At 60.7% G+C, this 25,704-nt stretch carries 23 protein-coding genes and 1 pseudogene; 14 read left to right on the top strand and 10 right to left on the bottom strand.

What is annotated here, in order from left to right:
* Positions 1-3: 3 nt before the first annotated feature.
* The 3 genes from T8A63_RS18755 to T8A63_RS18745 all read left to right on the top strand — a co-directional run bounded on the left by T8A63_RS18755 (position 4) and on the right by T8A63_RS18745 (position 3,022).
* Complete coding sequence (locus tag T8A63_RS18755; protein WP_322345896.1) at positions 4-888, top strand: dihydrodipicolinate synthase family protein; 885 nt, start codon at positions 4-6, stop codon at positions 886-888.
* Between the two features lie 42 nt (positions 889-930).
* The gene (locus T8A63_RS18750) at positions 931-2,157 is read left to right on the top strand and encodes an IS256 family transposase (RefSeq protein WP_322345894.1); all 1,227 of its coding nucleotides are present in this window, start codon (positions 931-933) and stop codon (positions 2,155-2,157) included.
* Between the two features lie 154 nt (positions 2,158-2,311).
* Positions 2,312-3,022, top strand: a complete 711-nt coding sequence (locus tag T8A63_RS18745; protein ID WP_120352400.1) for a ribonuclease activity regulator RraA — start codon at positions 2,312-2,314, stop codon at positions 3,020-3,022.
* A gap of 1 nt (position 3,023) precedes the next feature.
* Here T8A63_RS18745 and T8A63_RS18740 read toward each other — a convergent pair whose 3' ends face one another.
* On the bottom strand, positions 3,024-3,800 hold the full coding sequence (locus T8A63_RS18740) for a GntR family transcriptional regulator (RefSeq protein WP_082849367.1): 777 nt from the start codon (positions 3,798-3,800) through the stop codon (positions 3,024-3,026).
* A gap of 89 nt (positions 3,801-3,889) precedes the next feature.
* Here T8A63_RS18740 and T8A63_RS18735 point away from each other — a divergent pair, with 89 nt between their 5' ends.
* The 4 genes from T8A63_RS18735 (at position 3,890) to T8A63_RS18720 (ending at position 8,942) form a co-directional block, all read left to right on the top strand.
* Complete coding sequence (locus tag T8A63_RS18735) at positions 3,890-5,437, top strand: altronate dehydratase family protein (RefSeq protein WP_322345891.1); 1,548 nt, start codon at positions 3,890-3,892, stop codon at positions 5,435-5,437.
* 23 nt (positions 5,438-5,460) lie between these two features.
* The gene (locus T8A63_RS18730; protein WP_322345889.1) at positions 5,461-6,774 is read left to right on the top strand and encodes a lactate racemase domain-containing protein; all 1,314 of its coding nucleotides are present in this window, start codon (positions 5,461-5,463) and stop codon (positions 6,772-6,774) included.
* Positions 6,774-7,955 carry a LarC family nickel insertion protein gene (locus tag T8A63_RS18725; protein ID WP_322345887.1) on the top strand — a complete coding sequence of 394 codons (1,182 nt, stop codon included), beginning with the start codon at positions 6,774-6,776 and terminating at the stop codon, positions 7,953-7,955. Before T8A63_RS18730 ends, T8A63_RS18725 begins: the two co-directional genes overlap by 1 nt.
* 78 nt (positions 7,956-8,033) lie before the next feature.
* Positions 8,034-8,942: a LysR family transcriptional regulator gene (locus tag T8A63_RS18720; RefSeq protein WP_322345886.1), complete on the top strand. Its 909-nt coding sequence runs from the start codon at positions 8,034-8,036 to the stop codon at positions 8,940-8,942.
* On the opposite strand, the gene T8A63_RS18715 is transcribed toward T8A63_RS18720, so the two are convergent.
* Complete coding sequence (locus T8A63_RS18715; protein WP_322345885.1) at positions 8,943-9,668, bottom strand: SDR family NAD(P)-dependent oxidoreductase; 726 nt, start codon at positions 9,666-9,668, stop codon at positions 8,943-8,945.
* An 84-nt stretch (positions 9,669-9,752) separates the two neighbouring features.
* Between T8A63_RS18715 and T8A63_RS18710 the strand changes: the two genes are divergently transcribed.
* The 3 genes from T8A63_RS18710 to T8A63_RS18700 are packed head-to-tail and all read left to right on the top strand — an operon-like array spanning position 9,753 to position 11,668.
* On the top strand, positions 9,753-10,616 hold the full coding sequence (locus T8A63_RS18710) for a 3-hydroxyacyl-CoA dehydrogenase NAD-binding domain-containing protein (protein ID WP_322345883.1): 864 nt from the start codon (positions 9,753-9,755) through the stop codon (positions 10,614-10,616).
* A 27-nt stretch (positions 10,617-10,643) separates the two neighbouring features.
* Positions 10,644-11,471: a 3-keto-5-aminohexanoate cleavage protein gene (locus T8A63_RS18705; protein ID WP_322345881.1), complete on the top strand. Its 828-nt coding sequence runs from the start codon at positions 10,644-10,646 to the stop codon at positions 11,469-11,471.
* 38 nt (positions 11,472-11,509) lie between these two features.
* On the top strand, positions 11,510-11,668 hold the full coding sequence (locus T8A63_RS18700; RefSeq protein WP_067941096.1) for a peptidase M23: 159 nt from the start codon (positions 11,510-11,512) through the stop codon (positions 11,666-11,668).
* 23 nt (positions 11,669-11,691) lie between these two features.
* Here T8A63_RS18700 and T8A63_RS18695 read toward each other — a convergent pair whose 3' ends face one another.
* The 3 genes from T8A63_RS18695 to T8A63_RS18685 form a co-directional block, all read right to left on the bottom strand.
* Entirely contained in the window at positions 11,692-12,270 is a 579-nt protein-coding gene (locus T8A63_RS18695; protein ID WP_067941094.1) for a DUF1190 domain-containing protein, read from the bottom strand.
* Positions 12,271-12,309: 39 nt separating this feature from the next.
* A complete protein-coding gene (locus T8A63_RS18690; RefSeq protein WP_322345877.1) occupies positions 12,310-13,536 on the bottom strand; it encodes a glutathionylspermidine synthase family protein in 1,227 nt (408 codons plus the stop codon).
* Positions 13,537-13,665: 129 nt separating this feature from the next.
* Positions 13,666-14,667, bottom strand: coding sequence for an IS30 family transposase (locus tag T8A63_RS18685; protein WP_322345875.1), 1,002 nt, complete (start codon positions 14,665-14,667; stop codon positions 13,666-13,668).
* Positions 14,668-15,348: 681 nt separating this feature from the next.
* Here T8A63_RS18685 and T8A63_RS18680 point away from each other — a divergent pair.
* The gene (locus tag T8A63_RS18680; RefSeq protein ID WP_322345873.1) at positions 15,349-16,218 is read left to right on the top strand and encodes a bifunctional allantoicase/(S)-ureidoglycine aminohydrolase; all 870 of its coding nucleotides are present in this window, start codon (positions 15,349-15,351) and stop codon (positions 16,216-16,218) included.
* Here T8A63_RS18680 and T8A63_RS18675 read toward each other — a convergent pair.
* Together T8A63_RS18675 and T8A63_RS18670 are read right to left on the bottom strand one after the other, a co-directional pair.
* A complete protein-coding gene (locus tag T8A63_RS18675) occupies positions 16,199-16,696 on the bottom strand; it encodes an IclR family transcriptional regulator (protein WP_322345871.1) in 498 nt (165 codons plus the stop codon). The two genes, T8A63_RS18680 and T8A63_RS18675, sit on opposite strands and share 20 nt — an antisense overlap.
* 121 nt (positions 16,697-16,817) lie before the next feature.
* Positions 16,818-19,718, bottom strand: a complete 2,901-nt coding sequence (locus tag T8A63_RS18670) for a Tn3 family transposase (protein ID WP_067629843.1) — start codon at positions 19,716-19,718, stop codon at positions 16,818-16,820.
* Between the two features lie 124 nt (positions 19,719-19,842).
* Between T8A63_RS18670 and T8A63_RS18665 the strand changes: the two genes are divergently transcribed.
* Complete coding sequence (locus tag T8A63_RS18665; protein ID WP_067629846.1) at positions 19,843-20,394, top strand: recombinase family protein; 552 nt, start codon at positions 19,843-19,845, stop codon at positions 20,392-20,394.
* Between the two features lie 380 nt (positions 20,395-20,774).
* Here the strand turns inward: T8A63_RS18665 and T8A63_RS18660 are convergent, their stop codons facing one another.
* The 3 genes and pseudogenes from T8A63_RS18660 to T8A63_RS18650 form a co-directional block, all read right to left on the bottom strand.
* Positions 20,775-21,371: a L,D-transpeptidase gene (locus T8A63_RS18660; RefSeq protein ID WP_416153252.1), complete on the bottom strand. Its 597-nt coding sequence runs from the start codon at positions 21,369-21,371 to the stop codon at positions 20,775-20,777.
* A 221-nt stretch (positions 21,372-21,592) separates the two neighbouring features.
* Complete coding sequence (locus T8A63_RS18655) at positions 21,593-22,948, bottom strand: IS1380-like element IS1247 family transposase (RefSeq protein WP_006473457.1); 1,356 nt, start codon at positions 22,946-22,948, stop codon at positions 21,593-21,595.
* Between the two features lie 123 nt (positions 22,949-23,071).
* Positions 23,072-23,347, bottom strand: a pseudogene (locus T8A63_RS18650) (helix-turn-helix domain-containing protein); the annotation flags it as partial.
* Positions 23,348-23,516: 169 nt separating this feature from the next.
* Here T8A63_RS18650 and bhcA point away from each other — a divergent pair.
* Entirely contained in the window at positions 23,517-24,707 is a 1,191-nt protein-coding gene (gene bhcA / locus T8A63_RS18645) for an L-aspartate--glyoxylate aminotransferase BhcA (RefSeq protein ID WP_322345867.1), read from the top strand.
* Positions 24,707-25,678, top strand: coding sequence for a beta-hydroxyaspartate dehydratase BhcB (bhcB, locus tag T8A63_RS18640; protein WP_300056591.1), 972 nt, complete (start codon positions 24,707-24,709; stop codon positions 25,676-25,678). Before bhcA ends, bhcB begins: the two co-directional genes overlap by 1 nt.
* Positions 25,679-25,704: the final 26 nt, after the last annotated feature.

Below are 25,704 nucleotides of genomic sequence, written 5' to 3'. Positions count from 1 at the left end.
TCAATGACACATGATCTATCAAAAGCGCTCACCGGCATCTCGGGCATCCTAGTGACGCCCTATGACGCGGGTGGAGAGATCGCGCCGCGCAAACTGGCCCCGATCATCGACCGCGCCCTCGCCGCCGGGGTGCATATCCCGGTCGTGAACGGCAACACCGGCGAATATTACGCGCTGACCAATGATGAGGCCTGCACCATGGTGCGGGAGGTGGCGCAGTTGGTCGACGGGCGCGCGCCGCTGCTTGCGGGTGTCGGGCGCGGCATTCGGGATGCCTGCGCACTGGCCAAGGCAAGTGCCAAGGCGGGCGCGGATGCGCTGATGATCCACCAACCGCCTGATCCCTTCGTCTCCCCCCGTGGCACTGTCGACTACGTGCGCGCGGTGCGGGATGCGTCTGGCGGGCTGCCGGTGATGCTTTACCTGCGCAATGATGCGATGGGGCCTGAGGGCATCGCGCGGTTGTGCGAAGTCGAGGGGGTGAAGGGGGTCAAATGGGCCACGCCGAACCCTTTGAACCTTGCCCGCGCGATTGAGGCGGCGCCGGATGATATCGTCTGGGTCGGCGGGCTGGCCGAGGTCTGGGCACCGCCGCTCTATGCGGTGGGGGCGCGGGGGTTCACCTCGGGCCTTATCAACGTCTGGCCCGAGCGGTCGGTCGCCATTCACGCGGCACTGGATGCAGGCAATTACGCAGAGGCGAACCGCCTCATCGCAAGCATGCGCGCCTTTGAGGACATCCGCGCCGAAGAGCATAACGGCACCAATGTCACCGGCGTCAAAGCGGCGCTGATGGCCATCGGACAGGATTGCGGCCCCACGCGCCCGCCCGGTCGTGTCGCGAAGGTGGTGGAAATTCGAAGGTGGCGTAATCTCCGGGTGACTTGAACCCACCCAACCGGCGGCAGCAACCGCCAGGGAGATCACGCCATGAAGAACGATACCGACACTGCCGCGCTTTCGCTACTGTCCAATGAAGCGGGCCATGATCCGATCGAGGATCGCTTGCGGGAGAATATCCGCGCTACGATCGAGGCGGTTTTCGAAGAGGAGCTGGAGGCGTTTCTGGGGCGCTGCCGTTATGATCGCCGCCCCGGCAAACTCACGGGCTACCGGCACGGCCACCGGGAGCGTCAGCTGATCGGCACATTTGGGACCGAGACGATAAGTGTGCCGCGCGCCCGCGCCGTCGATGAGGCTGGCAAGACCACGGAATGGCGCTCGAAGGCGCTGCCGCGCTACCAGCGGCTGACCAAGAAGGCTGAAGCCCTCATCGCTTCGGTCTATCTGGCCGGCACCAACACACGACGGGTGAAGCGGGCACTGTATGGACTGTTTCAGGGCGCGGTAAGCAAGGACGTGGTCAGCCGGGCCTGGCGCAAGGTGAAGGTCGACTGGGACGCCTGGGTCGCGCGCGATCTGGCCAATGAGGACATCGTCCGGCTGATCCTCGACGGCACGGTGATCAAGACACGCATCGGCAGACGCGCCACGAACATCTCGGTGCTGGCGGCCATTGGCATACGCCGGGACGGGCAGAAGGTGCTGCTTTCGATCATGAATATGGGCGGTGAAAGCAAGGCTGCCTGGGCCGAGTTTCTCGGCGATCTCGATGCGCGTGGCCTGAAGCGACCGGAATTTGTCATTGTCGACGGCGCGCCAGGGCTTGAGGCCGCCCTCGTCGCGCTCTGGGGCGAGGACCTGCCGATCCAGCGCTGCACCGTTCACAAGCACCGCAATCTTCTCGGCCACGCCCCGAAACGCATGCAGGACGAGTTGACCGAGGATTACCGCGACATGATCTATGCTGACGATGCGGGCGAAATCGACAAACGTCGTAAGGCGTTCCTGCGCAAATGGCGGCTGAAGTGCCGCGCGGTGGCGGACAGCCTGGAAGAGGCCGGTGACCGGCTATTCACCTTCACGCGGCTGGACCCATCGCAGTGGAAATCGGCCCGGACGACAAACGCCATTGAGCGCCTGAACGAGGAGTTCCGCCGCCGCATCAAGACCCAGACCGTGCTGCCCTGCGCCGAAACCGTGCCGATGCTCCTTTGGGCGCTGATGGCATCGGGCCAGATCCAGATGCGGAAAGTGGACGGTTGGGAAACCTTGGCTCAGCCCATCGCTCCAATCAGCCTTGACCTCGCGGCTTGATCAGGCCCAAATCCCCATGCTCGGAGAACGCCGCCGGAGAATTTCCACCAGATTCGAGACACCACCGCCCGCCCTCCGCATGGCCGCTGACGGAGCAGCAGCAGGCGGTGCTGGACCAATTCATAACAGACAACGGACTAAAGGGAGAGAGGGCATGACCCCCGAACTACGCGAGAAACTCAAGGCGGTCTCGGTCGCGACGCTGGCCACGGCGCTGTATAAACGCGGGCTGCGCAATCAGGTGGTGCAGGGGGTCGGCCCGGTCGCGGCAAAGGGGCAGAATATGGTCGGCCCGGCGTTCACGCTGCGCTATATGCCCGCCCGTGAGGATCGCAATCAACTGGTCGAATTTCGCAACCCCGAGCACCCGCAGCGCGTCGCGATTGAGACCTGCCCCGAGGGCCATGTGCTGGTGATGGACAGCCGTAAGGATGCGCGTGCCGCGAGTGCTGGGGATATCCTCATCACCCGTCTGATGATGCGCGGCGCGGCGGGGGTGGTGACAGATGGCGGGCTGCGTGATGCCGCGACCATTGGCGCGCTCGAGATGCCTGCCTACCACGCGCGGCCCTCAAGCCCCACGAACCTGACCCTCCATGAGGCGATAGAGATCAACTGCCCCGTCGGCTGCGGCGATGCGCCGGTCTTTCCCGGTGATATCGTGGTGGGCGACGACGACTGCGTGATCATCATCCCCGCAGATATCGCCGAAGAGGTCGCGGATGAGGCGGTAGAGATGACGGCCTATGAGGATTTCGTCGTTGAGGAGGTCAAAGGCGGCGCGGGGATCATCGGGCTTTATCCGGGCACCAAGCAGGAAAACCTCGATAGGTTCGCGGAATGGCGCAAGGCCAACAACCGCTGAATCAAGGCTTTTCCGGAGTGAAATACTCCGGGAAAGCCGCCCGTTTCTCGGTCATGCGGTCAACAGTGCGTTGCAGGTGTTGGCGCAGCGCCTCCATCGCCGCAGGCGCATCGCCCGCTTCGATCCCATCAAGGATCCGGCTGTGGCCGCCGATCACGTCCTTGTTGTTCAGGATGCGCCCCGCCTCATCAATGTCATCCAGATGCAGGCGGCGCAGTCGTTCCAGATGGCCCGCGTGGCTGCGCATGATGCGCTGGCTTTGCACGTGGCCTGCTGCCACAAAGAGGGTCTGGTGGAATACTTCGTCCAACTCCTGAAAAGTCGGCACGTCGCCGGGTTGGTCCGAGATGCTGCTTTGCAGGGCGACGATGCTGCGCAGACGGGTCAGGGCTTCGGGCGCGATCTCGGCGGCCAAACGGCGCACGACTTCGGTCTCTAGCGCGATGCGCATGAACTGCGCTTCGCGGATCGCGGACATGTCGATTGGCGTCACCAACGTGCGCGATTGCGGGTAGATTTTGACCAACCCCTCTTTGGCAAGCTGCTGCAGCGCATCGCGCAAGGGGGTCAGGCTCACCCCATGGGTTTCGGCCAATTCGGCACGCAAAAGCGGGGTGCCGGGCGGTAGGTCGAGCCGGACAATCTGATCACGCAACGTGGCATAAACCCCGCGCCCCGTCGGCCCACCCTCGAAGAGACCCTGATCGGCCCCGCCGCCCAAAATGCTTTTGGCGAGGGTCTGCGCACTCTGTGCTGAAGGTTTGTTCGATAAGGTCATGTGGGCTCTTCCATAGCTATTAAATCTAATATATCAGTTAATGACATCTTACCGAAGCGGTTTTTTCGACACCCTGGGGGGAGCATCCGATGGACAGCCAGACCATGCAAGAGGACAGACGCGCAAAGGTGATGCTGCTGTCACCGACGGATAACGTGGTCGTGGCGACCTCGGCGGTGCCCCAAGGCGCGGTATTGCCGCAAGACGGGCTGCGTGCCAACCACGATACGCCCCAAGGTCACAAGATTGCGATCCGCCCGATCCAACGCGGTGCCCCGATCCTGAAATTCGACACGGTGATCGGCTACGCGGCAGAGGATATTGCCGCAGGCGATTGGCTGCACAGCCATAACATCAAATTCGATGCGGTTGACAAAGACTATGCCTTTGCCCGCGACTATACCCCGACCAAGCTGCTGCCACCGCAAGAGCGCGCCCAGTTCATGGGCATCCGCCGCGCGAATGGCCGCGTGGGCACGCGCAATTACATCGGGCTTTTCGTCACCGTGAACTGCTCAGCCACTGTGGCGCGCAAGATTGCCAACTACTTCGACGAAGAGCGGATGGAGGCATGGGAGAATGTCGACGGGGTGATCCCCTTCATCCACGAATCCGGCTGCGGAATGGAGCTCACGGGCGAGCCGATGGACCTGCTGCGCCGCACGCTTTCGGGCTATATCCGCCACCCCAATCTGGCCGGGGCCGTGGTCCTGTCGCTGGGGTGCGAGCGCAACAATTTGGCGCAGTTCTTTGAGGAGGAAGGACTGGCCGAGGGCAAGATGCTGCGCACCATCACCATGCAGCACGTCGGCGGCACGGCCCGCGCGATTGCCGATGGCAAGGACGCCGTGCGCGAGATGTTGGATCAGGCCAATGCCGTGCGGCGCGAACCCTGTTCGGCAGAGCATATCACCATCGGAATGCAATGCGGCGGGTCGGACGGGCTTTCGGGTCTGTCGGCCAACCCCGGGCTTGGGGCTGCGGCGGATATCCTCGTGCGCAACGGCGGCACGGCGATCCTGTCGGAGACGCCCGAGATTTTCGGCGTCGAACACCTCCTGACCCGCCGCGCCCGCAGCGAAGAGGTGGGCCGCAAACTGGTCGAACGCATGGACTGGTGGCTGGAGCATACCAAGGGCCGCGATACTCAGATCAACGGCGTGGTCAGCCCCGGCAATCAGGCGGGCGGTCTGGCGAATGTGTTGGAAAAATCGCTCGGCGGGGCCAAGAAAAGCGGCAGCACCGGGTTGATGGAGGTTTACCGCTATGCCGAAGCGGTGACGCAAAAGGGGCTGGTTTTTATGGACACGCCCGGCTTCGATCCCGTCTCTGCCACCGGGCAGATCGCGGGGGGTGCGAACCTGATTTGCTTTACCACCGGGCGCGGGTCTTGCTTTGGCTCCTATCCCTCGCCAACGATCAAACTGGCCTCCAACACACCGATGTTCACCAAGATGCGGGACGATATGGACATCAACTGCGGCACCGTGATCGACGGCGAATTGAGCCTTGAGGAATTGGGCCAAGCGATCTTTGAACGCATCCTCGCCATCGCCTCGGGCGAGCAGAGCAAATCCGAAGCGCTTGGCGTGGGTGAAGAGGAATTCGCGCCTTGGCCGATTGGGGTCACGGGGTAAAGATGTCAGACGGGAGAGCGCAGATGAAACCGAACTATGTAAAACTGGTCGAGGATACGCCGCTACCGCGCATGGCGCTCTGCCGTCAGACCTTTGCCGCGACGCAAGTCGATGATCCGCGCGCTGCCGTTGCGGAGGCGATGCAGGCCGGTTGCGCGGACAAGATCAAGCCGGGCATGTCCATCGCTATCACCGCAGGCAGCCGGGGTCTGGCAAACCTGCCGGAACTGCTGGCCGCCATCGTGGCCGAGGTCCGCGCGCGCGGGGCGCAGCCCTTTGTGGTGCCCGCCATGGGCAGCCACGGCGGCGCCACGGCAGAGGGGCAAACCGCGCTGCTGGCGAAACTGGGCGTGACCGAAGAGAGCCTCGGTTGCGAGATCCGCTCGTCGATGGAGACTGACGAGATCGGCGTGCTCGACAACGGCATGTCGGTGCGGATGGACCGCCACGCCAATGCCGCCGATGGGATCATCCTGTTCAACCGGATCAAGCCGCATACCTCCTTCCGCGCGCCGAACGAAAGCGGGCTGGCCAAGATGCTCTCCATCGGGTTGGGCAAGCAATCGGGGGCCGAGACTTGCCATTCGCGGGGCATTGATAACGTCGGCATCTTTGTCGCCAAAATGGCGCGGATGAAGCTTGAGCGTTGCAAGGTGCTGTTTGGCATTGGCACGATTGAGAATGCTTATGACGAGCTTTCGCAGGTGGTGGCGCTCGACAGCGACGGGATGTTGGAGGCCGAAGCGCCCTATCTGCAAGAGGCGATGCGCAACATGCCGCGCCTGCCGCTGGGGCCGCTGGACGCACCATCAGCTTCGGGCGATCTGGATGTGCTGGTGGTCGATGAGATCGGCAAAGAATTTTCCGGCACTGGGATGGACCCGAACATCACGCATCGTTTCTCAAGCGAAAAGATGCAGGTCCATCTGCATATCTCGCGACTGGTGGCGCTTGGCCTGTCGCCACGCAGCAACGGCAACGGCAATGGTGCGGCGCGGGCGGATGTGATCACGCAGCGGTTGGAGCAGGATTTCGACCGCGAGGCGGTCTATGCCAATGCGATCACCTCGCAGGTGTTAAAACAGTCGAAAATTCCGATGGTCATGCCCTGCGACCGCACGGCGATCCAGACGGCGGTCAAGACCTGCGGGGCCGAGGATATCACCAAGGTCCGGCTGCTGCGTATCCCCAACACGCTGAAGCTTGAGTATCTCTATGCCTCCGAGGCGATGCTGCCAGAGCTGCGCGACCGCCCGGGGCTGGAGGTGGTCGGCGATCTGCAGGAGATGCAGTTTGACGCGGGTCAGCTGCACAACCCTTGGCCGGATGCGCATTGATGCAGGGGCAAGGGCTTCATCTGCACCTCGACCCCGTCGGCGGGGCGGCGGGTGATATGTTCATCGCGGCGATGCTGCATGCTTTCCCCGAACTGGCCGAACGCGCACTGGCCGATGTCGCCGCCGTGCTCCCGGCGGAGGTGGGCCATGCGGAACTAAGCGAACATGTGGCTTCGGGCATCACCGCGCGGCGGTTCGAATTGGTGCTGGCCGCACCCGACGCAGGCAGGCGCCACGGGGCCGAGACGACCTACCGCGCGATGCGCGAACTTTTGGAAAACGCACCGCTGTCCGAGGGCACGGCTCAGGCCGCCTGCGCGATCCTTCACCGGATTGCCGAGGCCGAAGCACAGGTGCACGACATCCCCATCGACCGGGTGCATTTTCACGAGATCGCGGATTGGGACGCGCTGATGGATGTGACCGCCGCAGGTAGCATTTGCGCCGCGCTGTCGGGGGCGACCGTCTCGCTCGCCCCACTGCCTCTGGGCGGCGGGCTGGTGGAAACGGCGCATGGCAAACTGCCGGTGCCCGCGCCCGCCACGGCGCTGATCTTGCAAGGCTATGATTGGCATGACGACGGCGTGCCGGGCGAGCGGGTGACGCCCACAGGCGCCGCGATCCTTGCCCATCTTACCGGCGGCAGCCCCATCGCCAGCCGTCCACCGGGGCGGCTGCGCTGTACCGGGTCGGGCGCGGGGATGCGGGTGATGAAGGGGCTGCCGAATATCCTGCGGGTCAGCGTCTTCGATACCGCCTCGGGGGGCATCGCGCAGGACAGTCTGGTGCAATTCGCTTGCGATATCGACGATATGACGGGCGAGGAACTGGGCGCGGCGGTGGACCGGCTGCGCGCGATGGACGGCGTGATCGATTTGCTGATGCTGAACGGGCAGGGCAAGAAATCCCGCCCGGTAACGCGGCTGGAATTGTTGGTGCAGCCGCAAGAGGCCGACGCGGTCGCGGCGCAGGTGTTTGATCTGACGTCAACGCTGGGGCTTCGCCGCAGCTTGGTGGATCGTTTCATCCTCGCACGGGAGAGCGATGACAGCGGCCCGCTTCGGCGCAAACGCGCGACGCGCCCCGGCGGGCATGAGACGGTCAAGGTCGAGAGTGATGATCTGGCCGATGCCGAGACCCTGCACGACCGTCGCAAACGCGCCCGTGCCTCCGAAGGCTAGGTGCCGCCGCCCGGTGATCTAACTTGCTTATCACCGGGCGGCGTGTGAAAATCCTCTGATGCCAATTCAGAGGACCGCATGGAAAAGCAACTCAGCGCAACGCTGCGCCAGTATGAGGTCTTTGTCGCCATTGCCGAAACGCTGCATTTTGGCCAAGCGGCGGCCAATCTTGGCGTGGCGCAGCCCGCACTGACGCAGCAACTGAAACACCTTGAGACCGTCTTTGGCGGTGAGCTTCTCTTCGACCGCAACCGCCGCCGGGTGATGCTGACGGACTTCGGCAAGTCACTCCTGCCCGAGGCCCGCGCCCTGCTGCAACAGGCCCGGCGGGTGGAAGCGCTGGCCGAAGCGGCGCGCAACGGCCAGCGCGGGCGGATTGAACTGGCCTATGTCGGCTCGGCCTCTTACGCGGGCATTCTGGGGCGGCTTTTGCGAGAGTTGCGCGCTGGCGCTGCGGATGTGGACCTGATCCTGCGCGAGTTGGACATGGACTTACAAATCGCCGAGATCGTGGCGGGCAGGCTCGATGCGGGGTTCGTGCGCCTGCCGCTCTCGGGCGTGCCCGAGACTTTGGTCACGCGCACCGTCCATACCGAGGATATTCTGCTGGCCGTGCCGCCCGACCACCGGCTTGCCGGGGTGCCTTCGGTTTCCATGGCAACGCTGCGCGAGGAGAGTTTCATTTTCAGCCACCTCGGCCCTGATATGGGTTTCGCGGCCTGCGCCTATCAACTCTGTGCTGATGCTGGTTTCGCGCCCCGCGTCGCGCACCGCGCGCCGCAGTTTACTGCGATCGTGAATTTCGTCTCGGCGGGTCTGGGCGTGGCCTTTGTCCCCGCCTCTGCCGCGCGGATGAAGGATGCGGGCGTGGCCTTTCTGCCGATCCGCGATGCAAAGGTTCAAAGCCGGATCGGGCTGGCCTATCTGCGCGACCCAAGCAATCCGGTCCTGCGCAGGCTGCTTGACGGATTGGGGACCGAGGGCTGATTACCCGACCGCCGTGCCACCACAGACAAAGACCGTTTGCCCGGTGATGAAACCGCTGCGGGCATCGGCGAAAAAGGCCACCGCCTGCGCCACATCCTCGGGCGTGCCCATGCGGCCCATCGGCACCGCATCGACGATGGCGCGGGTTTCTGGTGCATCTTCGGGGTTGTTCTCCCAAAAGGCGGTCGTGGCGATGGGGCCGGGGGCGACGCAGTTCACGGTGATCCCGTCGCGCGCCAGTTCCAGCGCCCATGTCCGCGCCATCGACTGGATCGCCCCCTTGCTGGCGGAATATAGCGTCCGGTCGATCTTGCCCTTTGTCACGCGGCTGGTGTTCATCACGATCCGCCCTCCCCCTGCCGCGCGCATGGCCGGCACCAGCAGTTTCGCCGCCAAGATGCTGGGGCGGAGGTTCAGGTGCATGATGCCGTCGAAGTCATCAATCTCTACCGCGTCGAAGGGCGCGGGTTTCACGATGCCGACGTTATTGACCAGACAGGTGACCGGCCCCTCTTTGAGGATGTTTCGCAAGGCGGCGGTGGTTGCCTCGGGGTCTGACAGATCGACCTGCTGCGCATCCCCGCGCAGGGCAGGATCCTCCGGTTCCGCGATATCGAGCACGAAGACCCGCCAGCCGTCCTCTCTCAGCCTGCGGGCAATACCAAGGCCGATGTTGCGCGCGCCGCCAGTGACGACCGCATGGCGCGGGGAGGGGTTTTGGGCCACGGGGGGCTCCTTTTCTCTATTCGCTGTTTACTTATCACCATCATCTAGTGATAAGTAAATAACTGATATCCGGGAGGGGATAACATGGCCAAACGCATCATCATCGTGGGGGCTGGCACGATGGGGCAATCCATCGGCAGGCTCTTTGGCCAGCATGGCTGGACGGTACAGGCGGTCGACCCGACCGAGGCCGCGCGCGATGGGTTTCTGGCGACGGTGCCGGGATCAAGCGCCACTGCTGCGTTGGAGGACGCAGGGCAGGCGGATGTCGCGCTGGAATGCGTGCCGGAGAACCTTGCGCTCAAGCGGAAGGTGCTGGCCGCCTTGGAGGGGGTGGTGCCAGAGGGGGCGCCGATCTTGTCGAACACCTCTGGCCTGACACTCGAAGAAATGTCGGCGGACATGGCCCGGCCTGAGCGCGCCGTGATCACGCATTTCTTCAACCCCGGCGATGTGATCCCTGCCGTCGAAGTGGTCGCGGCCAAGGATGCGCCCGAAGGGCTATGTGAAGAGGTCATGACCCTGCTGCGCGGGTTGGAGCGGCGGCCCGTGCGTTTGGACCACGCGCCGCCCGGTTTCGTGGCCAATCGCATCCAACATGCCATCATGCGCGAATGCCTGCATCTGGTGGATCAAGGTGTCGCCAGCCCGGCGGAGATCGATGAGATCGTGCAATGGTCCGTCGGTGTCCGCATGGCGCTTTCCGGCCCGTTCCGGCAGCGCGATTTAAATGGGCTGGGCACCCATCTGAGCATTGCCGAATACCTCTATCCCGATCTGTGTGATCGCCATGACCCATCGCCGACCCTCGCCGATCTGGTGGGGCGGGGGCATCTGGGCAAACGCAGCGGCAAGGGGTTTTACGACTGGCCCGACGGGGAGGATGCGAGGGTCGCGGAGCAGGCGCTGCGCCGTGTCATCGCCCTTGCCCGCGACAGCGCCGATTAACCGATTTTCAGACAGCCGAGGACCCCCATGACCGATACTCCAGCCATCATCTGCGTGGCCATCACCGGATCGCTTCCCACCAAGGCCGACAACCCGGCGGTGCCGATCGACATCACCGAACAGATCGAAAGCACCCAAGCCGCCTTTGAGGCCGGGGCGACGATCTGCCATGCCCATGTGCGCACCGCCGATGGCACCCCCACGGCAGACCCTGACCGTTTCGCACGGCTGCAAGAGGGGCTGCGGCAGCACTGCCCCGGCATGATCGTGCAATTCTCAACTGGGGGGCGCTCGGGCGCGGGGCGAAACCGGGGCGGGATGCTGCCGCTGCGGCCCGATATGGCCTCGCTTTCCGTGGGGTCGAACAACTTTCCCAACCGCGTTTATGAAAACCCGCCTGAGCTTGTCGACTGGCTGGCGGAAGAGATGATGACCTACAGCGTGCTGCCCGAGATCGAGGTCTTCGACCTGAGCCACATCCTACAGGCCAAGGCGATGGCCGAGGCGGGCAAGATCCCGGCGCGGCCCTATATCCAGTTCGTCATGGGGGTGAAAAACGCCATGCCTGCGGATCGAGACGTTTTTGATTTCTATATCCAAACGGTCAAACGGCTTTTCGGCGACATCCCGTGGTGCGCGGCCGGGATCGGGCGGCATCAGGCCGAACTTAACGCATGGTGTGCCGCCGCAGGAGGGCATCTGCGCACCGGGCTGGAGGATAATATTCGGATGGACAAACAGACCCTTGCGCCCTCCAATGCCGCCCTCGTCGCCCGCGCGGCAGAGATCTGCTCCGAGGCGGGTCGCCCTGTCGCCACGCCGCAGCAGGCGCGTGAGATTTTGGGGCTGGGTTGAGGCCACAAGGGCCAACGCAATAGATTAAGGATATTGAGATGAAGAGACTGACATTCGCCCTCACCACTTTCGCAGGCCCATTGGCGGCGCATGAGGGCGTGCATGTGCATCCCCATGGCCACGATCCCTTTTGGGCCGTGGCGGTGCTGGCGCTGGCGGTTGCGATCCTTGCGGCGGCGGTGATGCGCCGCAGGTAGGCGTGGGACTGCCCTAGTGCCCGTCAGCCACCAAAACCGCGCGATCCACCCGAACGGCCAAAACCGCCACGCGATGCGGCAGTGGCGCGGGTCATCGGGGTTTTGCCGATCGTGGTGCTGGGCCGGGTGAATTGCGACGTGCCGAGCTTGGCGGCGCCGCGATTGGTTGAATAGGTGCTGGAGCGTGCCGCATTGGTAAAGCGGCCATCCTTCGTTTTATACAGCGGCTGTGCCGCCGCCATCCCTGCGCGATTGCTCATCATATTGCCGATCAGGTAGCCCGCCAGCAGGGGCATGAAAATCCCGCCCGATCCACTTTGGGTTGCCGTCTGTTCCGAGCCGCAGGCGTCTGCGCCATGCTGCTCTTCGCAGACCTCTAGGCTGTCATAGCGCGGTGCGGATTCCACATGGAGGGTCTGGGCCGCGTCAAAGGCGGTTTCGCATTGTTGCTGGGTGTACATCCCGCCGCTTGAGGCATCCGCCAGACAGCTTTGCAGGTCGGGAAAGGCAGCGGCATCGACCTTTTCCTCCTCGCATCCGGCGAGGGTAAAGGCGGCGGCACCGACGATGGCGATGGAAACCCGTTTCGAGCGTTTGGTCATGATGGTCGTCTTTCTGCCAAGGGGCGGCGGGGCATAGCGTTATGCGAGAATATAGTGCGGTTTGAAGCGGGACAAATCCTGCGTGATGCGCGAGCGGTCTTCGCGGATACCGATGCCCGCGCAACTTTCGCCCACAATCCAAGACCCAATGACCGGGCGAAATCCGTCAAATTCGGGCAGGGGGGCATAGGTTTGAACGATGCGCGGATGTTCGGCGTAGTCTAGGTTTTTCGACTGTTCGATCACCTTGCCGGATTGGTGGATCGAGACCGACGCCCCTTCGCGCGAGAGGATTGGCTTGCGCACATGCGCTGCTGCCAGATCCGCGGCGGCACGGTCAAAGGCCTCGGCGCAGGCGGGGGCGGCGGGGCCGCGCCCGGCGAGCGCGTCTGCCACATCCGCCTCAAAAAACGCGGGCAGCAGATTGGGGTGGCCTTCGAACATCTGCCAAAGCACGGGCAGCAGCCCTTTGTTGGACAGAAGCGCTTTCCACGCAGGCTCCAGAAACAGGCAGCCTGACCCAGCGATATGTGACGCGTAGTCGTCCCGCAGCAGGTCTTCCCACGGGTAAAGCTTGAACAGCACCGCAATGCGGCGATCCTGATCGTCGAGGAATTGACCGTCCTCGCTCAGCGCGATCTTGTCGAGGTCGCAGTAATGCGCGCCAAGCCCCGCTTCGCGCGCGGCCCAGCCCATGGCTTCGACGGTGCCGTAATCTTCGGGGTTGTCCGCCACGGCGGTGAAATGCAGGTCACTGTCGGGCTCAAAAACCTCGGCAAATCGGGCGACCAATGCCTCATGGATGCCGTTGAACTGATCCGTGCCTTCGGGCAAAACGCCCGCCTTCAACTGATCCTCAAGCCACTGCCATTGAAAGGCCGCGCTTTCGTAGAGCGAGGTGGGCGTGTCGGCGTTATACTCCAGCAGCTTGGCTGGGCGCGCGCCGTCATAGGCCAGATCGAAACGCCCGTAGATCTCAGGGTCGCCGCGCCGCCAGCTTTCGGCCACGAGGTCGCGATGCGCTTCTGGAATGGCAAGCTGCGCCATCAATTCTTCGCTGGCAATGATCTCTGCCACGGCCTCGCGGCACATGGCGTGCAACTCGGTCGAGGGGTCTTCGATGTCGTTCTCGATCTGCTCAAGCGACAGCGCATAGGCCGAGGTTTCGTCCCAATAGGGCTCACCATGCATATCGGCGAAGGTAAAGCCGACCTCTTCGGCATGGGCGCGCCAATCGGGTCTTTCGGGCAATGTGGTCTTTTGCAACGGTTCGCTCCCCCCGGGTTTCGCCACCGCTTCTAATCGGCTTTGGCCCAAGCGGCCAGAGGCGGGACGGTTTAACGCGGTGTGAGCGATACCTGAACCGCGACTCTTGCCGAACTCAGGGTAGGGGTGTCATCGCATTTCCTCCAATATCTTTTCGCGAAAGACCTCGGCTGGCGTTTTCCATCCAAGGCACTTGCGCGGCGTGTTGTTGAGGCGATCACAGATCACCTTCATATCGTGATCGGTGCATTGCCGGATGTCGCGTTTGCGGGGCAGCCACCTTCGAAGGCGTCGGTTAGTGTTCTCGACTGTGCCTTTCTGCCAAGGGCTGGAGGGGTCGCAAAACCACGTCTGGGTTCCGATCTCGGCTTGGAGATGCGGCCAACTGACAAACTCGGTTCCGCGGTCAAAAGTGATGGACCGGCGGGCGATGAGGGGGAGTTCTTTGATGGCGCTCATGATCTTTTCCATGACTGGCTTGGTGCGCTTGTTCGGGTTTTTCAGGATCACGGTGAAGCGGCTGACGCGCTCAACCAGTGAGGTGACGTTGGTCTGGCCAAGCTTCTGTTTGAACAGCATCAAATCAGCTTCCCAGTGGCCAAATTGACGGCGATGAGCCACATCATCCGGGCGAAATAAGATGCTGACATCGCGGTGGAACTTGGGTTCTCTGCGTCTTCGGGTGCGGCGGGGACGTCGAGCGATACGGTGCGTCGGCAGATACCACCACAAGTCATCGCGCTGACCTTCTTTGGAATAGATGTATCGGTATATGGTTTCTTGGCAGACCCTAAGCGGAGCACCCTCGTGGATCATGCGGTTACTGATCTGCTCGGGTGTCCAACCGTTCTTGATGCGCTCAATCACGCGTTTACACAGCTCAGGATGTTTGATCAGTTTGCGCTCTCGAGAACGCCGTTCCGCTTGCATCAGGTGCGCGGCGGCACCGTAATAGCCATCGCATCCAGGCATGTTTTCGTCCGAGAAATGGTTACGCTTTAGCTCGCGAAATATCGTTGATCTGCAGCGCTTCAGAACGCGCGCCATCTCGTCAACTGGGACCTTCGCGTGTCTCCAGCGTTCTATCTTGCGTCGTTCTGTGATACTTAGTTGCTCGTAAACGGCTCCCATACCGATTCCTCTCATTAGATAAACTACTGTTTTCTAACAAGAGTCGCACTTGAGGGTAGCGCGCGCCCTTCTACAGAAAGATCGCTTATAGGGTTAATTATGTTAGATTTTTCCTAAAGCTGGGGCTCTTAAAAGTCGTAGCGTACGTGGGCGATCTCTAAGCTTTTACCATCGCTTTTACCGCTACTCAGTAGACGAAACAGTGTTCACTCGTTGTACGCCGAGCCCATCAGCGGCTTAGGCATCGTCAACTTGCAGGGCATGATCTGAATTCGCTCGGACCGTGATAACAAAAGCCAAACATTCCGGTGCCTTCAAAGGCCACCGTTTCCCGCTTTAGATCGTTGCCAATGCAGGCCGGTCTTAGTGCTGATGATTAGCCTAACTTCCGAACCGATGCCCATTGGGCGTGGTATGACCCTTCGCATAGGCTGATAGATTAACCCTTAAATCTTCAATGGGACGCAGCGACATAGACTTTGCCGCCGCTCGATCCCCCACTTTCGATTACGGAACCGAGGTTATCAGGTGGCCGCAGCGTCAAGCTAAAATCGGAACCCAGCCGAATATCTCGCCTATTTTCAAATCTCACCGAATAGAGTTGTCGTCACTTTGCTGGTGGTCGCCCCCTAGCCGCATCGAATACCCTCGCATAAACAGTCTTTTTCTTCCGGAGCATCCATGAGCACCAAATATTTCGCGCCACACGGGGGACATCCCGGGCAAGAGCAGCTTCTCACTGATCGCGCAGTTTTCAAGGATGCCTATGCGGTCATCCCAAAAGGTACGATGCGGGATATCGTCACCAGCTTTTTGCCTTTTTGGGAGGATACGCGCCTGTGGGTCATCGCGCGCCCGATGAGCGGCTTCGCCGAGACATTTTCGCAATACATCATGGAGGTACAGCCCGGAGGCGGGTCTGAAAAGGCTGAATTGGATCCGGAAGCCGAGGGCGTATTATTCGTTGTGGAAGGCGCGGCCACTTTGCGTGTCGCGGGCGAGACTTACGAGCTGAGCCCGGGCGGTTACGCATACCTGCCCCCGTCGAGCGCCTGGACCCTGCGAAACGAAGGCGAGGAAGTCTTGCGCTTCCATTGGGTGCGCAAGGCATATGAGGCCGTCGAAGGGTTGGATATGCCCGATGTGTTGGTCCTGAACGAAAACGACATCGAACCGACGCCCATGCCGGGCACAGATGGCAAATGGTCGACGACCCGCTTTGTCGACCCATCCGACCTGCGCCACGACATGCATGTCACGATTGTGACATTCGAACCGGGCGGCGTCATTCCCTTTCTTGAGACACATGTGATGGAGCACGGGCTCTATGTGTTGGAGGGCAAAGCCGTTTACAATCTAAACAATGATTGGGTCGAAGTCGAGGCCGGCGATTACATGTGGCTCCGCGCTTTTTGCCCCCAGGCATGCTATGCGGGTGGCCCGGGGCGGTTTCGTTACCTGCTTTACAAGGACGTAAATCGCCATATGGCGCTCCGTCCCGGCGCCGCGTCATACCCTCAACATCAGCGCATCAAGGCTGCGGCCGAGTAACGCTGCCCCCGATTGCGAAGCTCAATTGGTGAGCCGCCTTGATGACGGGGCGGCTCAATTCTTCGACCTCAGACGCGCCGACCCTGCTGGTTGGCCCGGATATCGAGATTCCCGCGACAGCTTCGCCATTCATGTCGAATACCGGCGCCGCGATACAGCGCATGCCTTCGTTCCTCTCTTCATTATCAACTGAAAAGCCGCTTTCCCGAATGGCTTCGAGATTCTGGCGCAGGGCCGTCGGATCGATGATCGTATGTGCGGTAAACCGCGTCATCTGCCCCTTCGAGAGTAGTTTGTCCAAACGCTCAGGATCCATATATGCGAGCAACGCCTTGCCAATGCCGGATGCATGCATCGGAGAAAGGCTGCCGGGCGGGAAAAAGGCGCGGATGTTCGCATGTGTCTCCACTTGGCTCAGAAACAGGACCGCCTCTTCTTTTCCGACGCCGATATTAGCTGTTTCACCGGTCGTTTCCATCAGCTTTCGCATGATGGGTCGCGCTCGATCGACAAGACTTGTGCGCCGAAGGAAACGCGCGCCGATCACAAACGCGCGCGGACCAATGGGGGTCGAGTGGGGCTGAGTGCAGAAAACCCCTTTAAGGATTTTGCGCTTCTATTTTCCGCCAACGATATTCGCCTGTTAGGATGATATGGGCCCACCCAAGCGGCGATATGTGGGCGAGGAGTTCGGGTGGGCAATCCAATCCTGCCCGCTGTCGCCTTGCCACAGCGTTTCCGAGCTGTTTGGAATTCCAATAAATGATGATGGCGGTCAGCAGATTGAGGCCAGCGATGCGGAAGTGTTGTCCTTCCGTGGTACGGTCGCGGATTTCTCCCTGACGCCCGATCCGAAGAGCACCTTTCAGGGCGTGATGTGCCTCTCCCTTGTTCAAGCCGATATGGGCGCGGCGCTGCATGTCGGTGTCGAGCAGCCATTCGATGATGAACAATGTGCGTTCGACCCGGCCGATCTCCCGCAAGGCCAACGCCAGATCATGTTGCCTCGGGCGCGCGGCCAATTTCTTGAGGAGGTGACTTGGCTGCATCCGGCCCGACAGCATTGTTGCGATACAGCGCAAAACATCCGGCCAGTTTTCGACGATCTTCGCTTCCCGAATTTTGTCCCCGGTTAACCCTTTCAGCTCTTTGGGAACAGCGCGGAGGTCAAACACATGCAACCTCTTGGAGGACAGGTCACGAATGCGGGGATGGAAGTGGTACCCGAGCAGGGACGTGGCGGCGAAGACGAGATCGGTGAAGCCGCCGGTGTCGGCATACTGCTCTTTTATCTTCCGTCCCGCCTCGTTCATCAGCAAGCCGTCGAGGATATAAGGTGCCTCGCTCACCGTGGCGGGAATGACCTGAGTGGCGAATGGCGCATACTGGTCAGAGACGTGGGTGTAGGCCTTTATGCCCGGCTCGTTGCCGTATTTTGCGTTGATGAGGTTCATTGCCTCGCCCTGCCGCGTCGTTGGGAAAAACTGCCCATCACTGGAAGCCGTTTTCCCTACACCCCAGAATTTGGTCATTGGCAGGTGGGTCTGCGCATCAATCACCATGGCCAGGGCGCGGGCCATTCCCTCGCTTTCGACATGCCACCGTGACAAACGGGAAAGCTGTATGAAGTCATGAGTGTTGGTGGCATTTGCCATTTTACTCAGGCCTAGATTGAGACCCTCCGCCAGGAGCACGTTCAGCAAGCCAATCTTGTCACGGCATGGGGCACCGGTGTGCAGATGCGTGAAGGCTTCGGTGAAGCCGGTGTCTTTGTCGACCTCTGTGAGAATATCGGTGATCCGCGTCTCCGGCAGACGACGGTAAAGATCGAGGACGAGATCACCGGCCTCCTCCGGCACATCGGCGTCAAGACGGCTCACGCGCAAAACGCCGTCTTCAATGACTCCACTCGGCAAGGTTTTGGAGCGCACCGCCTTGGCCAGCCGTTTCAGCCCCTCTTCCAAGCGGCGCTTTCGATCAGCCATCCAGATCTCTGGTTCCAGTGGCATTGAAAGCCCCATGGCGCGGGCGGCATCGATGGACACAAGGGCTTGCTTCATGTCGGCATGACGCCGCGAATGCGGAAGCCAGATATCGCCAGAACGGAACGCATCGCGCAGGTGGCACAGGACGGCGACAACCCACAGCCGCTCTTGATCAATATCGGGCGCGCGGAATTGCGGTCGCCATTTCGAACGTGGTTGTAAAAAGGTCAGCGATGTGGCCGGGATATCCTGTTTGTCACGGATAATCTGCGCTGCCGTGATCAATGGCTGGGCCACACTGGCGCATGTCATATCCAGAGCATTCAACATGCGCCGAGCATAGCGTTTGAACCGGTGGAAGCCCTTGGACACATGGGCCAGAGTATCTGCTTTCACCGTTGCCTGAAGCTGTGTTGCTTGCGCGACCAGACTTTCAAGGCCGCTCCAGCCGCAAGAACTATCGACGGCATTGGCGAGGGCGGCATCGTCGCCTTTGGCCATCAATAGGTTTGATCCCAGGGTCTCAAATCCAGCCAGGGTCTTTGCGACGTCCGCCTGAGCTTCCGTGACCCGCGCGTCGCAGATCCGTTTCGCATCCCGCCAGACGCTGCCTACAATCCTGTCATGTGTTTCCACAACGGTATCTGCGATGGCAGCGCTCCATTCCACGACGCAGACGGCCAGGATGGCAAGGCGGCGGTCACTGGTGATGTCACGTAGTCCTTTCGCAAAGTAGCGTTCTCCCTGACGGCGCAGCCGCGTGACCCGATGTGCTGGGATGTCGTCCATAATTTCTGGTGCCAAGGCAATCGCCTTCAGAAACTCCAGCCGATCAAGCAGGCGGTTGATATCTGCGGAGTTCTTGCCTGGCTCAAACTGGCGCAACCACACGAACGTGGTGGTTTGGCCCTCCTCTTCCTCATTCAATAAGCCATCGAGACGAGCGCGCATCGCGCGGTCAAGGCGCGCCGTTATCCGAGTTTCGATCCGGCGTTCGGCAGCAACAAGCGCGTCGGCGCACATCCGTTCCATGACAGTCGTTCCCGGCAGGATGATATGCCGCCCACGACATTCTTGCACAAAGGCCCTCACCAGACCTTCGCTCGATTGCGCACCTTCGGCATTCTGATCAAGCCACGCACGCATCTGTTTGACCCGCTTGCCCTTGAACATCTCGTACCTATAAATCTTGCGCAGTACTTCCAGGTGCTCGTGCCGTGTGTTCTCTCGCTCGGCATAATGTAGAAGGTCATCGGGTTTGACGCCGAGCTGGGCGGCGATGAAGTCAGACATTTCTTTGGGGATGATCTCTCCGGGCCTCAGCAGCCGTCCCGGATATCGAAGGGCACAAAGCTGCAGCGCAAATCCGATCAGGTTCTCAGGGCGGCGGCGGGTGCGGATAAAATCGATGTCTTCATCGGACAGGGCGTAATGCCGAAGGATCAACGCCTCATCCGTTGGAAGGTGGAAAAGGGCCGCGCGCTGTCGCGCGGTCAGAACCGCTCGGTGTGCCATGAGGGTCGTCTTTCTATACGGAGAGGGTCTTCAAAACTGTAGAAATTGAGACCATTCGCTTGCCATGTCTTTTTCAATGTCTCAATATGACAGTCGCAAGACCTCTGAATTTATTCGAGACACTATGGCCAAAGTCGGATACGCCCGCGTCAGCTCAGTCGGACAATCTCTGGACGTGCAGCGCGAAAAGCTGGATGGCTGCGACAAGCTTTTCGAAGAGAAGCGCAGTGGTACGACGGACGCCCGCCCTCAGCTGAAAGAATGCCTGAATTACGTCCGCGACGGTGACCAGCTGATTGTCACACGTATCGACCGATTGGCGCGATCCACACTGCACCTTTGCCAGATCGCTGAAACACTGAAACAGAAAGGTGTCGATCTGGTCGTGCTCGATCAGAATATCGACACGTCCGACGCAACCGGGCGGCTGCTGTTCAACATGCTCGGAGCCATTGGCCAGTTCGAAACCGAAATCCGCGCCGAGCGACAGATGGATGGGATCAAGAAGGCCAAAGATCGCGGCGTACAGTTCGGCAAACGACCCGCGCTTTCAGAAGATCAGATCGTTGAGCTACGCAAAAAGCGTACCGCTGGAATGCTGATCAAAGATCTGATGGCACACTACAGCCTCTCAAAAGCGACAATCTATCGGTATCTCGGAGCGAACGAACCGTGAGCGTCAGTCTCAACGCGCAAACAACCCAACAGAAACCTTAAACGGGGATACCGCGTTGGATAGCTTTATATTACCGAGGGATAGGGTGCTGAGACAAAGCAACTCGGCTCACCGCTCTGTGTCGGAGTGAGACCGGTTGTGTAGTGACGGTAACAATCTGAATTTTAACGTAGAAATAGGCGGTTACCGCAGTTCTTTAGCCGCCCAAGTGATGCTTTTCTCATCACCAGAAATCGAAAAGATGGGGGTCGCGCAAAGGTGAACGGGCCGTGTCCGGGGTCGGCTACCCGACCCGTGACCGATTGTTTCAGTCGTTGGACGAACAAAGCCCGGAACGGATCATCTCCGTTCCGGGCCATTGTATTCGGCAGATCATCAAATCAGGTTAGCGGTTCGTAAAGGACCACCCGCGTGTCCATCGGGACTTTTTCGTAAAGCTCTGCCATCTGGTCGTTCACCAGACGCGCACAGCCGTTCGACACCCGTTTGCCCAAAGTGCTCGGATCGTCGGTGCCGTGGATGCGCAGGAACGTGTCGCCCTTTTCGGGGGTAAAGAGGTACAAGGCTCGCGAGCCGAGCGGGTTATCTAGGCCGCCGGGCATCCCGTCACGGTATTTGCCGTATTTCTCTGGTTCGCGTTCCAACATGCCGGGCGTGGGCGTCCAGCTTGGCCATTCTTTCTTTGCGCCGATGTAGAACTCGCCCGCCTCATAGAGGCCCGGACGGCCGACGCCAACAGTATAGCGCATCGCCATATCGTCCGGCAGCGTCCAGTAAAGCGCGAAGTTGTCGGGATCGACGTGGATCTCATAGGGTGTGGCGCCCTTTGCGATAGGTACCATCTGCGGCATCATGTCTTCAGGCATGTCGTAGCTCGGCATTTCCTTCGGCGGATGCGCAAGCGCAGCGGTGGCAATGCCGCTCGTCAAAGCGGCGCCGCTGGCTGCTACGCCGGTCATGAAATGTCTTCTCTTCATCCTGCATTCCCCAGGTGGCGTGTCGTTTGAGGTGAAGATCGCCTGTATCCGATCGCTAGACAAGGATTTTCTGCCGCAAGCGGCACCTGCGGTCGCGCAGACTGCTGGATCTGGACGGATCAGACCGCGAAGCCGCTGTTTCCTTGCCCAGGGGCGGCGTTTTTCAGCGCAGCGGACAGATCTGTCCAGCCGCTTTCGTTCAGTTTGAGCGTGGATCGCGATCATGCGCATAGCGGTGGCGCTCGCAATCGGCGGATAGCGGCGAGGATGGCGCGTACCATCGTGCCGGTGACAGCGACCTCGGCCAGCTGGAAGGTGATGGTGCGGGCGTGACGGACCACACGTGCCCCGATCTTGATCAGCTTCAGTTGCAGGCTGGTCAACGACCAGTCGGCCATGGCTTCGGGCAGCTCGATGCAGCGCAAGAAGGTGGCCAGGTTGTACGCCAGGGCGTGCAGTTGCAGCCGCACCTCATTGTCGCGGAACTTCCGGCACGACAGCCGCGTCCAGCGAAAGGCGTATTTGCCCTCTTTGATGTGCTGCTCGGCGGTGCCGCGCTGGTTGTAGAACCGCACCACCCAGTCCGGCTCCATCGGCAGGTTGGTGACGATGAAGCCGACACGCGGGAACAGTTCGCCCGGATGCCATTCGATCTTGGCGATCACCCGGCGTTCCTTGTCCCAGGACGCCGCCTGATACTCGAATTCCTCGAAGAACCGCTTGACCTTGGTCAGTGACGGCCGCCCGACAGGGCGCGTTAGCCGATGCGCGATCTTGTCCTTGAGGACCGCGTTTGCGGGCAGCCGGATGGCGTAGAAGAACCGCGCTTCTTCCAATCGCTCATAGATCGCCGGGATCGCGTAGGCAGCATCGGCCCGGAAGAACCTGCCACCAAGGTCGCGCTCCGCGTAGCGCGCAATGACGGGGTCGAGAACATCACGCCAGCCATCGGCGCTGTGGACGTTGCCATGGCGCAGGGCGCAGCGTTCCAGCATCCCGAACTGGTTGAACAGAAAGTTGGGGTGATAGCAGCTACAGTCGAAATGGCCATTCCAGGCGGACCCTTCCTGGTCGCCATGGGTCGGGCTGACCGAGCTGTCCATGTCCAGAACGATGTACTTCAGCCCGTTACGGTCATGGAACCGGTCGATCCATTGCCCGTTCAGGTCGGCCAGCGCGGCACGGTTCCCGGCCAGAGCCAGCGTCTCGGTCTCGAACCGTCCCATCTGCGATGCCGAGGCCGCTTGTGCATCGACCGCTCTGCCGCCGACAACTTGGCGCATGACCGGATCGCAGGCGAGACGGTTGGCGTCGTTGACATCCTCGTATCCGGCCAGCCGCCCAAAGACTGATTGCCGGAACAGGCCGTCGAGCCGATGGACCGTGTTCTTGCCAGAGCGAGTATCGCGCAGCGCCGCTGACGCCAAATCGGACAACCCGAGCGCGTCATCAAGCTCGCGCATCACCAGAAGGCCGCCGTCGGAACTGAGCTGCGTGCCGCGAAATTCCAGCCGCACGCGAGGGTCGAAATCCACCCGATCTGCCCGTTGCAAGCCCGCACCCTCTGGGTGATCCATGAAACGCGCCCCTCGCAGCCTTCAACACCATGTTTTATATAGGAAATATAATGGTCAGGACAGCGAAATCAGCGCCTTACTTGGGAAATGTGGGTTAAAGGGGTTTTCTGCACTCAGCCCCACTCGACCCCCAATGTACCAAACCTGCTCTTCGTGATCGAATTCGACCAGCCCCCTGCCCTCAAGGGTTACAAGGATACGGTAGACGGTCGCTGGCGATTGGCGCATCTCATCTGCCAACTTAGAGAGCGGCTTGCCCTGCGCTTCGCTGAGATACTCGAACACCTCCATGGCCCGGTCGAGCGATTTGATCGTGTTCTGCGCGGTCTTGTCCGTCCAGCCACGGGGCCTTCCGCGTGCTTTCCGACCAGTTCCTGAACCATTGTCTCGAGATTCCATAAGAACCCTTCGTTTCTATGTGAAAGACGAAATCACCATGTGAAAAATATAACGCACTGACAACACTCATCTTTACGCATTAACCCAAAAACTGAAACCCTATTTCAAAAAAATATCGGTTCGCCCTGGTCCGGTCTATTGTGAAGCCAACAACGGAAGGAGACCGTCCATGAGCTTTCAAAATCCCGTTTTCATCCCGGGCCCGACCAACATTCCCGAGAGCCTGCGCAAGGCTTGCGACATGCCTACGATCGACCACCGGTCACCGCTGTTTGGGCAAATTCTACATCCCGCTCGCGCAAGTGTTCGTAAGATCCTCAAAAGCGACAACGCAGAAATCTTCATTTTTCCGTCCACCGGCACGGGGGGGTGGGAAACTGCGCTGACCAACACGCTCTCATCGGGTGACAAAGTGCTTGCGGCACGCAACGGTATGTTCAGCCATCGTTGGATCGATATGTGCCAGCGTCATGGTCTTGCTGTGCAGACAGTCGAAACCGCATGGGGCGCAGGGATCCCGGCGGATCGCTACGAAGAGATCCTGACCGCTGACAAAAGCCATGAGATCAAGGCCGTTCTTGCCACGCATAATGAAACAGCCACCGGCGTGAAATCAGACATTGCGGCCGTGCGCCGTGCGCTGGACGCATCGGGCCATCCAGCGATGCTGTTGGTGGATGGTGTTTCGTCAATTGCCTCAATGGATTTCCGTTTCGACGAATGGGGCGTGGATGTTGCCGTGACCGGGTCACAAAAAGGCTTCATGCTGCCCGCTGGCCTCGCCATTGTTGGCTTCTCACCCAAGGCGATGGAGGCCACCAAAACCGCCACTCTGCCCCGCACGTTTTTCGACGTACACGACATGGCCAAAGGCTACGCGAACAACGCCTATCCCTATACGCCTGCTGTGGGACTGCTGAACGGTCTGAACCAAGCCTGCAACATGCTGCTGACCGAAGGTCTGGAGAACGTGTTTGCCCGGCACTTCCGGATTGCGGAGGGTGTGCGCGCGGCGGTGGGCGCTTGGGGCCTTGAACTTTGCGCCACGGACCCTTCGGTTTACTCTGACACTGTCAGCGCCATTCGGACGCCCGAAGACTTCAACGCCACCGATATCGTGACACATGCTGCCAACAAGTATGGCGTGGCCTTTGGCGTGGGGCTCGGTGAGGTCGCGGGCAAGGTCTTCCGGATTGGCCACCTCGGCAGCCTGACGGATGTCATGGCACTCTCTGGCATCGCGACCGCAGAAATGTGCATGGTCGATCTTGGATTGGACATCAAACTCGGCTCCGGGGTCGCGGCGGCCCAAGAATACTATCGCGGCCATACCGCGGCAGCGCAAAAAGACGCGGCGTGATGAAGGATTACCAGATGTACATCCCGACTTACGAGGACATGTTGGACGCCCACGCGCGGATCAGCCCCTATATTCGCCGCACGCCTGTCCGCACCTCGGACTACCTCAACGAACTGGCCGGTTGCGAACTGTTCTTCAAATGCGAGAACTTTCAGGAGCCCGGTGCCTTTAAGGTGAGGGGCGCCTCGAACGCGGTGTTCGGGCTTAGCGAGGAGCAGGCGGCCAAAGGCGTCGCAACACATTCCTCGGGCAATCATGCATCCTGCCTGTCTTATGCCGCTATGAAGCGCGGCATTCCATGCAACGTGGTGATGCCCCGCACAGCCCCTCAGGCAAAGAAGGATACGGTGCGCCGTTTTGGCGGTGTCATTACCGAATGCGAGCCGTCGACCAGTTCCCGTGAGGCGACCTTTGCCGAGGTGCAAGCTGCGACAGGGGGCGATTTCGTACACCCCTACAACGATCCCCGAGTGATCGCCGGACAGGGCACATGTTCGAAAGAATTCATTGAGCAGACAGATGGTCTTGACGCTGTGGTAGCACCAATTGGTGGTGGTGGCATGATATCGGGCACCTGCCTCACCCTCGCGACCCTCGCGCCCGAAACTCATATCATCGCGGCCGAGCCCGAACAGGCAGACGACGCTTACCGCAGCTTCAAGGCGGGCCATATTATCGCCGACGATGCCCCCAAGACCATTGCCGACGGGCTTCTGGTCCCGCTCAAGGACCTGACTTGGCATTTTGTCTCAAACCACGTGTCCGAAATCTACACGGCGTCAGAGCAAGAGATCATTGAGGCGATGAAGCTGACCTGGAAGCATCTGCGCGTGGTCATGGAGCCATCCTCTGCTGTGCCGCTCGCGACAGTTCTCAAGAACCCCGAAGCCTTTAGGGGCAAGCGCGTCGGCCTGATCATCACGGGCGGCAATGTCGACCTCGACAAGCTGCCGTGGCTGAACGCCGCCTGATCTCAAATATCGACTGAAAAACGAAG

This window comes from Sulfitobacter sp. OXR-159, assembly GCF_034377145.1.
Lineage (GTDB): Bacteria > Pseudomonadota > Alphaproteobacteria > Rhodobacterales > Rhodobacteraceae > Sulfitobacter.
This window is presented reverse-complemented; position numbering and strand designations above follow the sequence as displayed.